The following is a 13,179-nucleotide window of genomic DNA, read 5'->3' on the forward strand; positions in this document are numbered from 1 at the left end:
AAAAAAGCGTCATACGCAGTTACAAATTAAGATTTTTCGTTCTTAACCACCTATTAATCCTGCTCCTCCAATCTGCAATGGCTGGTGAAGCATTGCGCTCGCCTTGGGTTTGAAGCACCTCACGAAGAAGCATCGGCACCCGCTGGAAGACACAGCGCTCGACCATATTTATCTATTAATTCGATTTTTAGAGACTATTTTTTGCGCTTTTTAATCAAATTAATCGGAGTAGCATTAAACCCATAGAAACAAACAACCTCTCGCACCCAAAGGAGCAATGACCATGAAAAGCAAACTGATCCTCACCCTGGCCCTCTCGGTCTTCGCTGCTGGCGCATTCGCCGAAGATGGTTTCGACCGCACCAACGCCCACACTTTCGCCGCCGCCCAGACTCAATCGGCCAGCTACGCCGAAGACGGCTTCGACCACACCGGTGCACAACGCTTCGCTGAGGATGGTTTCGATCACACCGGCGCTCAGCGCTTCGCCGAAGATGGCTTCGACCACACCAACGCCCAACGCTTCGCCGAAGACGGCTACGACCACACCAACGCCCACCGCCTCAGCTGATCCCTGTTGCGCGCTACCAGCCCGGCCTCGCGCCGGGCTTGATCATTTTCAGGCGGACTAAGGCTTGGCACACTAAGCACCTCGTTTCCAGGATGCTGACAGATGTACTACTACGAACCCGCCAAAGGCCACGGCCTGCCCCACGACCCGTTCAACGCCATAGTCGGGCCGCGCCCCATCGGCTGGATCTCCTCGCAGAACCAGGACGGCCAGCTGAACCTTGCGCCGTACAGCTTCTTCAACGCCTTCAACTACATTCCACCAATCATCGGTTTCTGCAGCGTCGGGCGCAAAGACAGCCTGAACAACATCGAGCAGACAGGCGAATTCGTCTGGAACCTGGCGACCCGGCCACTGGCCGAGCAGATGAACCAGAGCTGCGCGGCCGTCGCCGCCGATGTCAACGAATTCGAGCTGAGCGGCCTGACTGCGGTGCCATCGAATATCGTCAAGGTGCCACGCGTAGGCGAAACGCCGGTGGCCTTCGAGTGCAAGGTGAGCCAGATCGTCCAGCTCAAACGCGCCGATCAGGAACTGGTGCCCAGCTGGCTGATTCTGGGAGAGGTGGTGGCGGTGCACATTGCCGAGCACCTGCTGAAGAACGGTATCTACGATACCGCTGCCGCCGAGCCGATCCTGCGTGGTGGTGGCCCGGCGGATTACTTCGAGTTGGGCAACCTGTTCAAAATGGCTCGCCCAAAGGCCTGATCACCAGATCAGTTCGCCTTCCTCGCCCACGCCCTGCAGGCGTGCAAGCTCGGCGCAGGCGGCTTCGTCAGCCGCCACGGCGCTTTCGAACACTTGCTCGTCGAGGACCTTGTGGAAACGCGGCGCGCCGCCCATGCCCACGGCCTTGACCGCGATGGCGGCGTTATAGCCACCGCCTTCCACCGGGACCATCGCCGAAACCGCTTCGAAATGCGGGAATTCTCTACGTGCCATGTTGCCATCCGCCTGTTAATCGAGGGGCGGCATTCTAACCGTGTTTCAATCGAAGGTATGCAAGTCGAGACTGCTGACGACTTGCGCCTGAACCAGCTCGCCGAACACATTGAGGGTGGGCGAGGCGAAGTAACCGCTCATCGCCTGTTGATCCTGCCAACTACCGCTGAGCAGCCACAGGTCGGCGTCGGCCTGGGAGCGCTGCACGGTGAAGCTCAGGCAGCCCGGGGTGCGCAAGGACGGCTCCAGCAGGTCGCGCAGGCGCGCGCCGAGTTCTGCGGAGCGACCGCTGCTGGCACGGATGAAAGCCAGATGGGTGACCGGTTGTCGTAGGGTCATTGCACGATCTCCTTGAAGCAGGCGGGCCGATAAACCAGGCTGCCAAGGTTAGGGGCTGGCGCGCGCGACGCGTTAGGCCATTACTGCTCGCCGATTGCCTGATCCTGCAGCGCGACAGGATCAGGCAATCGACGTGCAGCTTTCGACTAGCGCCTGTCATTGCCCAAACCTATGCTGCGTCGGTCAGCAGAGGAAAGCCATCATGACCACCGCCCCGTCCATCGACCCGACCTTGGAAGTGCAACGCCAGGAACTGGCCGCGTTGATCCGCAAGCACGCCGGCGAGCCCCATGGCCCCGTCTCGGCCATCGACGACCTGTATCTGGTGCGCTATACCGAGAACGTCCGTTCGGTGCCGACCTTGGCTCAACCGGCGCTGTGCATCCTGGCGCAGGGCAGCAAAAGCCTGTTCCTCGGCGACGAACAATACGCCTACGACCCGTTGCATTACATGGTGGTATCGGTGACCTTGCCGCTGAGCGGTGTCAAGCTGGACGCCAGCCCGGAGAACCCAAGCCTGGGTATCCGCATGGACCTCGACCCAGCCGAAATAAGCCAGCTGATCGCCGAGAGCGGGCCGATGCTGGTGCCCAACCTGCCCTCCGGCCGTGGCCTGTATGTAGAACGCACCGACCCGCAACTGCTCGACGCGCTGTTGCGGCTGGTCCGCTTGCTGGATTCACCGCGCGACATCGGCATGCTGGCGCCGCTGATTCGTCGCGAGATTCTCTACCGCCTGCTGCGTGGGCCGCAGGGTTATCGTCTGTACGAAATCGCCTTGGCCAACAGTCAGACCCACCGGGTGTGCCAGGCCATCACCTGGCTCAACCAGAACTATCAGCAGCCGCTGCGCATCGAGGACCTGGCCCGCGAGGTCAACCTCAGCACCTCGACCTTGCATCACCGCTTCAAAGCCGTGACCTCCATGAGCCCGCTGCAATACCAGAAGCAACTGCGCCTGCAGGAGGCGCGGCGGCTGATGCTCAACGACGGCCTGGAAGCGGCGGTGGCGGGCTATCGGGTGGGGTACGAAAGCCCGTCGCAGTTCAGCCGCGAGTACAGCCGGCTGTATGGCGCACCGCCGATCCGAGATGTGGCGCGGTTGCGGGCCAGTGCGGGCTGAACTAGCTCGCTACTGCCGCCTGCCACTGGTTCTGGTCGACCTGGATCAAGGTCGGCCCCTTGCGCTCCACCGCCCGTCCCAGCGCAGCCTGCAGTTGCTCGACATCGGCAACATGCTCCGCGTCGGCGCCCAACGCCCGCGCCACGCCGATGAAGTCCGGGGTATGAATGTCCACGCCGACCGGCTCGATCGCCCGGTTGACCATGTACTTCTTGATCTCCTCGTAACCCTGGTTATTCCACAGCAGCACGATCATCGGCACCTGCGCCTCTACCGCGCTGGCCAGTTCCGGCAGGGTGAACTGCATGCCGCCATCGCCAATCAGGCAGACCGCTGGCGCACGCTCGGCCGCTTGCTCGGCGCTGCCCAACCAGGCGCCCATCGCCGCTGGCAATGCATAGCCCAAAGTACCGTAGCCGGTCGAAGCATTGAACCAGCGGCGCGGCTGATCCATGTCCAGGGTCAGGTTGCCGGTGTACACCGGCTGGGTCGAGTCACCGACCAGAATGGCGTTGGGCAGGCTTTGCAGAATGCTGTTCAGCAGGCGTGTCTGGCTCAGCGTCGGCTGGTCCCAGCCCGTTGCCAACGCGTCGCGCAGGCGCTGCGCGCGAGCAACGCCCCAGCCCTCGGCACGCACCGGTGCGGGTAGCTGACGCAAGGCCTCGAGCAGGGATTGCGCGGCCAGCTCGGCATCCGCCACCAGTGCCAGCTCCGGCAGGTAGTTGCGCACGGTCTGGTCCGGGTCGATGTCGATGCGCAGCAGGCTGCCGGGAATCTTGAAACCGCCCTTGAAGGTCACGTCATAGTCGGTCTCGGCCAGTTCGGTGCCGATCGCCAGCACCACATCGGCCTCTTCCACCAGCTCACGGGTGACGACCAGCGATTGGGTCGAACCGATCTGCAGCGGGTGGCTGGCTGGCAGCAGGCCTTTGGCATTGATGGTCAGTGCCACCGGCGCCTGCAAGTGCTCAGCCAGCAGCGCCAGCGGTGCACCCGCAGCCAGTGCGCCACCACCGGCCAGGATCAGCGGCCGGCTAGCATTGGCCAGGCGCTCGGCCATGGCAGCTACGGCCTGGGGCGAGGCACCTGCGCGGGCACTGCGTACAGGGCGGCCAGGCAGCAGATGGTCGGCGGGCTCGACCAGCACGTCCAGCGGGATCTCGATATGCACCGGGCGCGGGCGGGCGCCATCGAACACGGCAAAGGCGCGAGCCAGCACCTGCGGCAGGTCATCGGCGCTCATCAGCGTCTGCGAGAACGCCGCCACGCCCGACACCAGCGCTGCCTGGTTGGGCAGCTCGTGCAGCTTGCCGCGGCCGCCGCCCAGCTGATCGCGCGACTGCACGCTAGAAATCACCAGCATCGGGATCGAATCGGCATAGGCCTGGCCCATGGCGGTGGTGATGTTGGTCATCCCGGGGCCGGTGATGATGAAGCACACGCCTGGCTTGCCACGGGTACGCGCATAGCCGTCAGCCATGAACCCGGCGCCCTGCTCGTGGCGCGGGGTGATGTGGCGGATCGACGAGCCCGCCAGGCCACGGTAGAGCTCCACGGTATGTACGCCGGGAATGCCGAAGACATGGTCCACGCCATAGCCTTCAAGGAGTTTGACCAATACTTCGCCGCAGGTTGCCATGGGGTTTCACCTAAGATCTTGTTGGGGAGAATCTTGTTGCAATCTGCGCCCATTGGACCCAACGCACCGCTACCGCCACAATGCAAAAAAACACATACTAGCCATGTCCTGTAATCATGGCTCAGCGCAATGAAACGGCTACCGCCCCTGCCTGCCCTGCACACCTTTCTGGTCACCGCGCAGTACTGCAATTTCACCCGTGCCGCACAGCAGCTGCACATCACCCAAGGCGCCGTCAGCAGGCAGATTGCCGGGCTCGAGGAGCACCTGGGCTACGCCTTGTTCCAGCGCCAGGCTCGCGGCCTGAGCCTGACCCGCGAGGGCCAAGACTGGCTGCCTCGGGTCCAGCAGATCTTCGGCCTTATCGAACAAGGCGTGCGCGAGGTCGGCGGGCGCAGCGCCACCTTGCAGCTCAAGGCACCGACCTGCGTGATGCGTTGGCTGCTGCCGCGGCTGATGGAGTGGCAGGCGCTGCGACCCGACGTGCCGGTCGAGTTGACCACCACGGTGCAGCACGGGGTGGACTTTCGCCGTGAGGGGTTCGATGCCGCCGTAGTCTATGGCGCTGCGCCGAACCATGGCCTGCTGGTGCGCAAGCTGTTCGACGAGCAACTGACACCGGTGTGTGCGCCTTCGCTGTTGAACGGGGCAGTCCCTCTGCAGCAGATCCAGGATCTGGCCCGGCACATGCTGCTGCATCCCTCTCGGGATGAACATGACTGGCGGCTGTGGCTGCAGGCAGCAGGCGTGGTGCTGGAAGCACAGGGGCCGAAGCAGCATTTCGAAACGTTGGACATGGCGATGGCCATGGCATCGCAGGGAACCGGGGTGGCGATTGGCGACTGGGCGCTGATCGGTGATGACTTGCGCGGGGGGCGGCTGTGCATGCCGTTTACGCTGAAGGTACAGACCGGTAAAGGTTATTACCTGGTGAGCCAGGCGAAGAGCCTTCCGCCAGGCCTGGGCGAGCTCATGGACTGGCTGGAAAGCCAGGCCAGTCCATGAGCGCAGACGCCTCAGTAACCGACAGTGAAGCGCTGGCGCGAGTGCGCCGGTTTCTCCAGCTCATCGAGCATGGCAATGGCAAAGTCGGCAAAGGTGATCGTGCTTTTGCCATCTGCACCGATCAGAAGATGGTCCTTGCCCAGTTTGTAGTGCCCGCTGCGCTCGCCTTCGACGAACTCCGCCGATGGCGAGAGGAAGGTCCAGTCCAGTGTCGGCTCCTGGCGCAGCACATCGAGAAAACGCACCCCGGCACTGGCCTCGGCCTTGTAGGCCTCCGGGAAGTCCGGGCTGTCGATCACCCGGTGCCCGGAAGGCAGCAGCAGGCTGCCTGCACCGCCCACCACCAGCAGGCGCTTGACCCCGGCGCGCTTGACCGGCTCGATGATTGCGTGGGGCTCGAGGGTCGAGAAATGCGCTGCACTGAGCACCGCGTCGACACCTGCGACCGCCTGCTGCAGGGCTGCACTGTCCTTGGCATCCAATGCCTGGGTGGTTACACCTTCGCGCCCCTGCAACTGCGATGGGTCACGGGCGATGGCCACCACGCTGTGGCCGCGACGCAGGGCTTCTTCCAGCAATTGGCTGCCGGCACGGCCGGTGGCCCCAATGATTGCGATCTTGCTCATCGAAAATGCTCCTGTCAGTTGAACGGAATTACCACTTCATTTCGCCCTTGGCGACCTTCGCGCCGAGCTCCAGCGAACTCTCATCAGCAAGCGCGGGGTAGCGCTGTTTCATCGCCTCAATCAACGCGCCGCTATCCTTCGCCCTCGCCGTTTCGGCATCGAACGCACGGATATAACCCGCCGTGAAGCGCACGGCGTCGAGTGAGTGGTCGCTCTGGCCCAGGTAATGGCCAGGCACCACCGTACGCGGGGCCAAGGCCTCGATCTTCGCCAGGGTGGCAAGCCAGTCGGCGTGGGACTTGGCCGTCTGGGTGTCGGCCATCCACACGTGGATGTTCTGCGCAACCACGACACCACCGACCACTGCCCTGATCGACGGAATCCAGACGAAACTGCGATCCGGTTGCGGGCCATCCAGGCCGACAACCTCCAGCGACTGCCCTTCCAGCATCAGGCTGTGGCCGTGCAACACCTTCGGTAGCACCAGCCGTGCCGGTTTGTCCGTGCCCATCTGTGGTCCCCAGTACGCCAGCTTGGCGTCCATGGTCTGGCGGATATGGGCCAGCGTGGCTGCCGAGGCGAATACCTTGGCGTCGGGGAAGGCCTGGGTCACGGTGTCCAGGCCGAAGTAGTAATCCGGGTCGCCGTGGCTGATGTAGATGGTGGTCAGGCGCTTGCCGCTGGCCTGCAGGCGCTGCACCAGTTGCTCGGCCTGGGCCTTGCCGAACTGCGCATCGACCAGGATGGCCTCTTTCTCGCCACTGACGATCACCGAGCTGACCGGGAAAATGGCCTGATGCCCTGGGTTGTATACCTCGAGCTGCAACGGCTCGGCGGCCAGTGCCGGGCCGGCCAGGGTGATGCAGGCCAGCAGCAGGCTACGCAAGGGAGTGAAGAGCGACATGGTGATTCCTGCGAGATGAACGATGGGCAACAGCTTAGTTGCCTGATCCATGACAAAAAATGCGATGCTCAGACATAGTTTGTTTCTGAAATCGGGCAAATCATGGACCGTCTCAACGCCATGCGCGTTTTCGTCACCGTCGTCGACCTGGGCAGCCAGTCGGCAGCGGCAGACCGCCTGCAGCTGTCGCGCCCCGTGGTGTCGCGCTACCTCGCCGAGCTGGAGGAGTGGGTCGGCGCACGACTGATGCAGCGCACCACGCGCAAGCTCAGCCTGACTGATGCCGGCCAGGAAATCCTGCCCCGCTGCCGGCAGTTGCTGGACCTGGCCGGCGACCTGCAGGCCGCCGTGCAACAACCGCAAGATGCGCCTAAGGGTGCCCTGCGCATCAGCGTCAGTACGTCGTTTGGCCAGGCGCAGCTGGCCGATGCGGTCGCCGAGTATGTGCGGCGCTACCCAGGCGTGAAGGTTGAACTGCAGATGCTCGATCGCACGGTCAACCTGGTGGACGAGCGTATCGACCTGGCAATCCGCACCAGCAACGATCTGGACCCGAACCTGATTGCCAGGCGCTTGACCGTGTGCCGCTCGGTGATCTGTGCAACGCCCGCCTACCTGCGCGAGCACGGCACGCCGCAGCGGGTCGAGGAACTGAGCCTGCACAACTGCCTGACCCATGCCTATTTCGGCCACAGCCTGTGGTATTTCGAGGTGGGCGGCCAACAGATCGCCGTGCCGGTGCAAGGCAACATCAGCGCCAACGAGGTCATGACACTGCAGAACGCAACACTGGCAGGTGCCGGCATCGCCATGCTGCCAACCTACCAGGCGGCTACGGCCCTGCGCAGCGGCGCCCTGGTGCGGCTGCTGCCGGAAGCGCGGCCACGGGAGCTGAACCTGAACGCGGTCTACACCTCGCGCAAGCATATGCCGGCGACCTTGCGCAGCATGCTGGATTTTCTGGTGCAGCGGTTCAAGGACGAACCGGAGTGGGACCGGGGTTTGTATTGACTATGCTTAGAGTGTCACCTGTGCAGTAACAGGAGGTGAGCACCATGGGCATCAAGTCCAGAAGAGTCGCCCTGGTCATGGCCCTGACCGCGGTCGCGGCGCTGTATGGCTCGGCCTGCTGGCGCGCCGAACTGCTACGCAGCCAGCCCAGTGCGGCCAACCGTTGCGAGCAGGAACACTGCGTGCCCCACACCGCAACCTTGAGTGCCGTCCGTTAGTTGATTGGCGCCACGCCAATCACTCCTCGACGCTCATGTACTCCTTGGCCCAGCGAATGTAATCCTCGGGCTGGGTGTAGGTGTGCGAGAGCTCGGTGGCGCTGAGGTTCTCGGACTTGTTCTGCTGGCCGCGCTGCAGGCGCAGGCAGTCATAGGTGGCCTTGATCGCGGCGAAGTAGGCGGCATGGCCATCGACCACGATACGCACGCCCAGGCGAGCGAGGCGCTCGTCGTCACGCAGGTTGGGGTTGGCGTAGGTCACCAGCATCAGCGGCACGGTCAGGTGCTCGGCAATCTTTTCCAGCTGCTCGAAATCCTTCACCCCGACCATGCAGATACCGTCGGCACCGGCCTTCTGGTAGCTCTGGGTGCGGACGATGATTTCTTCGGTGGTGAGCACGCCGGCATTGGTCCGGGCGATGATCGACAGCGACGAGTCGACACGCGCTTCCAGGGCCGCACGGATCTTGCCCACGCCCTCCTCGACCGAAATCAGGTCAGTGGACTTGCGCCCGAATTGGGCAGGCAACAGGGTGTCTTCGATGGTCAGCGCAGCGACACCGGCGCGCTCCAGTTCGATGACAGTGCGCATGACGTTGAGCGCATTGCCATAACCGTGGTCCGCATCGGCGAGCACCGGCAGTTGCGCCACGCGGCCAATGCGGGTGGCCTGCTCGACGAATTCGCTCAAGGTGATCAGGGCGAAGTCCGGTGCGGCCAGCACCTGCAACGAAGCCACCGAACCGCCGAGGATGCCGACTTCAAATCCCAGGTCGGCAGCGATGCGTGCCGACATCGGATCGAACACGGAGGCGGTGTGATAGCAGGAGCCTGAAGCGAGCAGCTCGCGGAAGGCAAAACGCAGATCTTGATGGGAAGCCTTGGGCATGATCACTCCGCTTATATATGTAGAAATTGAACGGTTGCTACCGACCCCTGAATCGGGTCTACCTGACCTGTTCCAACCGTCGCCATCTGGGCGGTCATGCTCGACATGCAGGCAGAGGAATAAAAGGTGTGGGAGACAGCGGCGTACAAACCCTGCGGCATAATGTTGCACCAGGCTGGTGCAGGCCGCGGCTTACAGCCCCTGTGGCATACCAACGATATCACGCGGCCATGCAGCTCCGGATGAATGCGCCAATGCCGATCTTGCATAGGCGATGCAGATAGTACATAGGAAGCTACCTAACTCGGGTTACACTCCCGCTATTCGCGTCGCCCTTCCAGACAAGGTACCTCCGTGACTGCCGCCCTGCCCCCGACCGTCCTGCGCAACGTGTTGACCGCCCTGATGCTGGCGATCTTCCTCGGTGCCCTCGACCAGACCATCGTCGCCGTCTCCCTACCGGCCATCTCGGCCCAGTTCAACGATGTCGGCCTGCTGGCCTGGGTGATATCCGGCTACATGGTGGCGATGACCGTGGCCGTGCCGATCTACGGCAAGCTCGGCGACCTGTATGGCCGGCGACGCATGATCCTCACCGGTATCAGCCTGTTCACCCTGGCCTCGATCGCCTGCGCCCTGGCCCAGGACATGCAGCAACTGGTCATGGCGCGCGTACTGCAAGGCATTGGTGCCGGCGGCATGGTGTCGGTGAGCCAGGCGATCATCGGCGATTTCGTGCCACCGCGTGAACGCGGCCGTTACCAGGGCTACTTCAGCAGCATGTACGCCGTGGCGAGCGTGGCCGGGCCAGTGCTCGGCGGCTCGCTGACCGAGTACCTGTCCTGGCGCTGGGTGTTCTGGATCAACCTGCCGCTGGGCCTGGTCGCGCTGTGGGCGATCCGTCGCGCCCTGGCCGGCATGCCGGTGCAGCACCGTCAGGCCCGGGTCGATTACCTCGGCGCGGTGCTGATGATCCTCGGCCTGGGCAGTCTGCTGCTGGGCATCACGCTGGTCGGCCAAGGCCAGCCGTGGAGCGCACCCGCGGTGCTGACCCTGTTCGCCTGCGCCTTGCTTGGCCTGAGCCTGTTCATTGGCCATGAGCGGCGCTGCCAGGAACCACTGCTGCCCATGGGCCTGTTCGGCAACCGGGTGGCCGTGCTGTGCTGGGGTGTGATCTTCTTCGCCAGCTTCCAGTCGATTTCGCTGACCATGCTGATACCGCTGCGCTACCAGGGCATTACTGGTGCTGGTGCCGACAGCGCCGCGCTGCACCTGCTGCCGCTGGTCATGGGCCTGCCCTTGGGCGCCTACACCGGTGGCCGCATGACCAGCCGCACCGGGCGCTTCAAACCACAGATTCTGGCGGGCGCCGTACTGATGCCCGTGGCGATCTTCGCCATGGCCATCACCCCACCGCAGTCTGGCCTGCTCAGTGCCGTGTTCATGCTGCTGACCGGCATCGCCTGTGGCCTGCAGTTCCCGACCTCGCTGGTGGGCACGCAGAGCGCAGTAGAAAGCAAGGATATCGGTGTGGCCACCAGTACTACCAACCTGTTCCGCTCACTCGGCGGGGCCATGGGTGTGGCGTGCATGTCCAGTCTGTTGCTGGCGCTGCTGCAACAAGGTGGTTTCGAATTGCTGGGCAACCCGCTGCTGGGGAGCCTGAAGGCAGGTGAGGCGGATCCACACACGCAGATGAAATTGCTGGAAACGTTCCGCCAGTTGTTGCTGGGCAGCGCGGGCACTGCCTTACTGGGACTGCTGGCGGCCTTGGCGCTGCCGGACCGGCAATTGCGCGGCCGTTAAGGCCTGCATTAATACTCACTTAATACATGAGGGAAACACTCCCTCACAATCCTTAACAAAGTGTCATTTGCGTAGCGCGGGGCTCAAGCGCAGCATATCCAGCCCTGTGTCGACCCATTTTTCCGCGTCGCGCAGTAGATCGAAGCTGTCCGGTAGCAGCAACCAGCGCCCGATCAGGCCATCGATATAGGCGAACAAGGCGACGGAAGCGCGCCCGACATCCAGCTCCGCCGGCAACTGACCACGGCGAACGGCATTGGCAAGTGCCAGGTCAATGCCCACATGGCAGTCCAGCACCGCACCTTGGCGCTGCTGGCGAATTTCACACATGTCATCGGTGAACTCGCACTTGTGATGCAGGATTTCATTGATACGCCGGGTACGGGCGTCCAGCACCAGCTCGTTGAGCACCTGCAGCAACAGCTTGCGCATGCAGCCGAGCGGGTCCAGTTCGTCTTCGCTTTCACTGGCCCGCGCCAGGTGGTCATGGGTTTCATGCAGGCTGTCGAGCAGCGCCTGCACCAGCTCCGCCTTGTTGTTGAAGTGCCAGTAGATCGCCCCCCGGGTCACGCCCGCCAGCTCGGCGATGTCGGCCAGTGTGGTTCGCGCAACCCCGCGCTTATAGAAGGCCTTTTCCGCTGCCTCAATGATCTGGGCACGGGTCTCCTGGGCTTCTTCTTTGGTTCGACGGACCATGGCAGTGCAACCTCATCTGGACCCGCTGCGCTGTGCAGGCGGGAAAACCGCCGGGTTCACCTCTGCAGGGTGCCTCCCGGATGGGCTAATCAAGGGCTGCGGTAGTCACCAAGTACTACCCAGCGGTATTTACAAACAACCGTGAATGTAAGTATATTCGTTAGTAAGCTACTTATCCACCGGATAGTTTTTTCTGACAAGACTCTTCCATTACTCTTGAGCATCTCCCTGCTCTTGCGACCCGAGGATCCTCATGCAATTCAAGCCAGCCGTTACCGCTCTGGTTTCCGCCGTCGCCCTGGCAACCCTGCTAAGTGGCTGTAAGAAAGAAGAAGCCGCGCCCGCAGCGCAGGCTCCTCTGGTCGGCGTCGTCACCTTGCAACCGCAGTCCTTCACCCTGACTTCGGAATTGCCGGGGCGCACCAGCGCCTTCCGCGTCGCCGAAGTGCGCCCGCAGGTCAATGGCATCATCCTCAAGCGCCTGTTCAAGGAAGGCAGCGAGGTCAAGGAAGGCCAGCAGCTGTATCAGATCGACCCTGCCGTGTACGAGGCCACCTTGGCCAACGCCCAGGCGAACCTGCAATCCACCAAGTCGCTGGCCGAGCGCTACAAGCAGCTGGTCAACGAGCAGGCGGTATCGAAACAGGAATACGACGATGCCAGTGCCAAACGATTGCAAGCCGAAGCTTCGCTGAAAAGCGCGCAGATCGACCTGCGTTACACCAAGGTGCTGGCGCCGATCAGCGGCCGCATCGGGCGCTCTTCGGTCACCGAAGGTGCGCTGGTGAGCAACGGCCAGAGCAACGCCATGGCCACCATCCAGCAGCTCGACCCGATCTACGTCGACGTCACCCAGTCCACCGCCGAGCTGCTCAAGCTGCGCCGTGACCTGGAAAGCGGCCAGCTGCAGAAGGCCGGCGAAAACGCCGCCTCGGTGCAGCTGGTGCTGGAAGACGGCAGCCTGTTCAAACAGGAAGGCCGCCTGGAGTTCTCCGAAGTCGCGGTCGACGAGACCACCGGCTCGGTGACCCTGCGTGCGCTCTTCCCCAACCCTGATCACACCCTGCTGCCTGGCATGTTCGTGCATGCGCGGCTCAAGGCCGGGGTCAACGCCAACGCCATCCTGGCCCCGCAACAGGGCGTGACCCGCGACCTCAAGGGCGCGCCGACCGCACTGGTGGTCAACCAGGAGAACAAGGTCGAACTGCGCCAGCTCAAGGCCAGCCGTACCCTGGGCAGCGACTGGCTGATCGAGGACGGCTTGAACCCGGGCGACCGCCTGATCACCGAAGGCCTGCAGTACGTACGCCCTGGCGTCGAGGTCAAGGTCAGCGATGCCACCAACGTCAAGAAGCCCGGCAGCCCTGATCAGGCCAACGCGGCCAAAGCAGACGCCAACGCGGAGTAAAC

Annotated in this window: 15 protein-coding genes; 8 read left to right on the top strand and 7 right to left on the bottom strand. The window is 63.1% G+C overall.

What is annotated here, in order from left to right; translation table 11 throughout:
* Positions 1–283: 283 nt before the first annotated feature.
* Complete coding sequence (locus ACOKS3_RS23690; protein ID WP_103449335.1) at positions 284–571, top strand: hypothetical protein; 288 nt, start codon at positions 284–286, stop codon at positions 569–571.
* Positions 572–673: 102 nt separating this feature from the next.
* Positions 674–1,279, top strand: coding sequence for a flavin reductase family protein (locus tag ACOKS3_RS23695; protein WP_422764171.1), 606 nt, complete (start codon positions 674–676; stop codon positions 1,277–1,279).
* Here the strand turns inward: ACOKS3_RS23695 and ACOKS3_RS23700 are convergent, their stop codons facing one another.
* Together ACOKS3_RS23700 and ACOKS3_RS23705 are read right to left on the bottom strand one after the other, a co-directional pair.
* On the bottom strand, positions 1,280–1,513 hold the full coding sequence (locus tag ACOKS3_RS23700; RefSeq protein WP_422764172.1) for a hypothetical protein: 234 nt from the start codon (positions 1,511–1,513) through the stop codon (positions 1,280–1,282).
* Between the two features lie 45 nt (positions 1,514–1,558).
* Positions 1,559–1,852: a putative quinol monooxygenase gene (locus ACOKS3_RS23705; protein ID WP_103449332.1), complete on the bottom strand. Its 294-nt coding sequence runs from the start codon at positions 1,850–1,852 to the stop codon at positions 1,559–1,561.
* 202 nt (positions 1,853–2,054) lie between these two features.
* Between ACOKS3_RS23705 and ACOKS3_RS23710 the strand changes: the two genes are divergently transcribed.
* Complete coding sequence (locus ACOKS3_RS23710; protein WP_103449331.1) at positions 2,055–2,975, top strand: AraC family transcriptional regulator; 921 nt, start codon at positions 2,055–2,057, stop codon at positions 2,973–2,975.
* Position 2,976: 1 nt separating this feature from the next.
* On the opposite strand, the gene ACOKS3_RS23715 is transcribed toward ACOKS3_RS23710, so the two are convergent.
* Positions 2,977–4,614 (bottom strand): 5-guanidino-2-oxopentanoate decarboxylase, encoded by a 1,638-nt coding sequence (locus ACOKS3_RS23715; protein WP_422764173.1) that lies wholly within the window; start codon positions 4,612–4,614, stop codon positions 2,977–2,979.
* A 129-nt stretch (positions 4,615–4,743) separates the two neighbouring features.
* Here ACOKS3_RS23715 and ACOKS3_RS23720 point away from each other — a divergent pair, with 129 nt between their 5' ends.
* A complete protein-coding gene (locus tag ACOKS3_RS23720; RefSeq protein ID WP_422764174.1) occupies positions 4,744–5,619 on the top strand; it encodes a LysR substrate-binding domain-containing protein in 876 nt (291 codons plus the stop codon).
* Between the two features lie 11 nt (positions 5,620–5,630).
* On the opposite strand, the gene ACOKS3_RS23725 is transcribed toward ACOKS3_RS23720, so the two are convergent.
* On the bottom strand, positions 5,631–6,245 hold the full coding sequence (locus tag ACOKS3_RS23725) for an NAD(P)-dependent oxidoreductase (protein WP_054885039.1): 615 nt from the start codon (positions 6,243–6,245) through the stop codon (positions 5,631–5,633).
* Positions 6,246–6,273: 28 nt separating this feature from the next.
* Positions 6,274–7,149, bottom strand: coding sequence for an MBL fold metallo-hydrolase (locus ACOKS3_RS23730; RefSeq protein ID WP_103449327.1), 876 nt, complete (start codon positions 7,147–7,149; stop codon positions 6,274–6,276).
* 102 nt (positions 7,150–7,251) lie between these two features.
* On the opposite strand from ACOKS3_RS23730, the gene ACOKS3_RS23735 reads away from it, so the two are divergent.
* Both ACOKS3_RS23735 and ACOKS3_RS23740 read left to right on the top strand, forming a co-directional pair.
* Positions 7,252–8,160 carry a LysR family transcriptional regulator gene (locus ACOKS3_RS23735; protein ID WP_422764175.1) on the top strand — a complete coding sequence of 303 codons (909 nt, stop codon included), beginning with the start codon at positions 7,252–7,254 and terminating at the stop codon, positions 8,158–8,160.
* Between the two features lie 44 nt (positions 8,161–8,204).
* Positions 8,205–8,378: a hypothetical protein gene (locus ACOKS3_RS23740; protein ID WP_177408513.1), complete on the top strand. Its 174-nt coding sequence runs from the start codon at positions 8,205–8,207 to the stop codon at positions 8,376–8,378.
* Between the two features lie 19 nt (positions 8,379–8,397).
* Here the strand turns inward: ACOKS3_RS23740 and ACOKS3_RS23745 are convergent, their stop codons facing one another.
* Positions 8,398–9,267: an isocitrate lyase/PEP mutase family protein gene (locus ACOKS3_RS23745; protein WP_103449325.1), complete on the bottom strand. Its 870-nt coding sequence runs from the start codon at positions 9,265–9,267 to the stop codon at positions 8,398–8,400.
* Between the two features lie 354 nt (positions 9,268–9,621).
* Between ACOKS3_RS23745 and ACOKS3_RS23750 the strand changes: the two genes are divergently transcribed.
* Entirely contained in the window at positions 9,622–11,073 is a 1,452-nt protein-coding gene (locus ACOKS3_RS23750) for an MDR family MFS transporter (protein ID WP_422764176.1), read from the top strand.
* 63 nt (positions 11,074–11,136) lie between these two features.
* Here the strand turns inward: ACOKS3_RS23750 and ttgR are convergent, their stop codons facing one another.
* Positions 11,137–11,769, bottom strand: a complete 633-nt coding sequence (gene ttgR, locus ACOKS3_RS23755; protein WP_103449323.1) for an efflux transport transcriptional regulator TtgR — start codon at positions 11,767–11,769, stop codon at positions 11,137–11,139.
* A gap of 253 nt (positions 11,770–12,022) precedes the next feature.
* Here ttgR and ttgA point away from each other — a divergent pair, with 253 nt between their 5' ends.
* Positions 12,023–13,177 (top strand): toluene efflux RND transporter periplasmic adaptor subunit TtgA, encoded by a 1,155-nt coding sequence (ttgA, locus tag ACOKS3_RS23760; protein ID WP_422764177.1) that lies wholly within the window; start codon positions 12,023–12,025, stop codon positions 13,175–13,177.
* The last annotated feature ends 2 nt before the right edge of the window (positions 13,178–13,179 follow it).

Source organism: Pseudomonas sp. HS6-2, assembly GCF_049325675.2.
Classification (GTDB): Bacteria; Pseudomonadota; Gammaproteobacteria; order Pseudomonadales; family Pseudomonadaceae; genus Aquipseudomonas; species Aquipseudomonas putida_N.

Bases quoted from the DNA above. Each gene is read 5' to 3' on its own strand.
- ACOKS3_RS23690 (WP_103449335.1), top strand. From the start codon at position 284: ATGAAAAGCAAACTGATCCTCACCCTGGCCCTCTCGGTCTTCGCTGCT.
- ACOKS3_RS23695 (WP_422764171.1), top strand. From the start codon at position 674: ATGTACTACTACGAACCCGCCAAAGGCCACGGCCTGCCCCACGACCCG.
- ACOKS3_RS23700 (WP_422764172.1), bottom strand. From the start codon at position 1,513: ATGGCACGTAGAGAATTCCCGCATTTCGAAGCGGTTTCGGCGATGGTC.
- ACOKS3_RS23705 (WP_103449332.1), bottom strand. From the start codon at position 1,852: ATGACCCTACGACAACCGGTCACCCATCTGGCTTTCATCCGTGCCAGC.
- ACOKS3_RS23710 (WP_103449331.1), top strand. From the start codon at position 2,055: ATGACCACCGCCCCGTCCATCGACCCGACCTTGGAAGTGCAACGCCAG.
- ACOKS3_RS23715 (WP_422764173.1), bottom strand. From the start codon at position 4,614: ATGGCAACCTGCGGCGAAGTATTGGTCAAACTCCTTGAAGGCTATGGC.
- ACOKS3_RS23720 (WP_422764174.1), top strand. From the start codon at position 4,744: ATGAAACGGCTACCGCCCCTGCCTGCCCTGCACACCTTTCTGGTCACC.
- ACOKS3_RS23725 (WP_054885039.1), bottom strand. From the start codon at position 6,245: ATGAGCAAGATCGCAATCATTGGGGCCACCGGCCGTGCCGGCAGCCAA.
- ACOKS3_RS23730 (WP_103449327.1), bottom strand. From the start codon at position 7,149: ATGTCGCTCTTCACTCCCTTGCGTAGCCTGCTGCTGGCCTGCATCACC.
- ACOKS3_RS23735 (WP_422764175.1), top strand. From the start codon at position 7,252: ATGGACCGTCTCAACGCCATGCGCGTTTTCGTCACCGTCGTCGACCTG.
- ACOKS3_RS23740 (WP_177408513.1), top strand. From the start codon at position 8,205: ATGGGCATCAAGTCCAGAAGAGTCGCCCTGGTCATGGCCCTGACCGCG.
- ACOKS3_RS23745 (WP_103449325.1), bottom strand. From the start codon at position 9,267: ATGCCCAAGGCTTCCCATCAAGATCTGCGTTTTGCCTTCCGCGAGCTG.
- ttgR (WP_103449323.1), bottom strand. From the start codon at position 11,769: ATGGTCCGTCGAACCAAAGAAGAAGCCCAGGAGACCCGTGCCCAGATC.
- ttgA (WP_422764177.1), top strand. From the start codon at position 12,023: ATGCAATTCAAGCCAGCCGTTACCGCTCTGGTTTCCGCCGTCGCCCTG.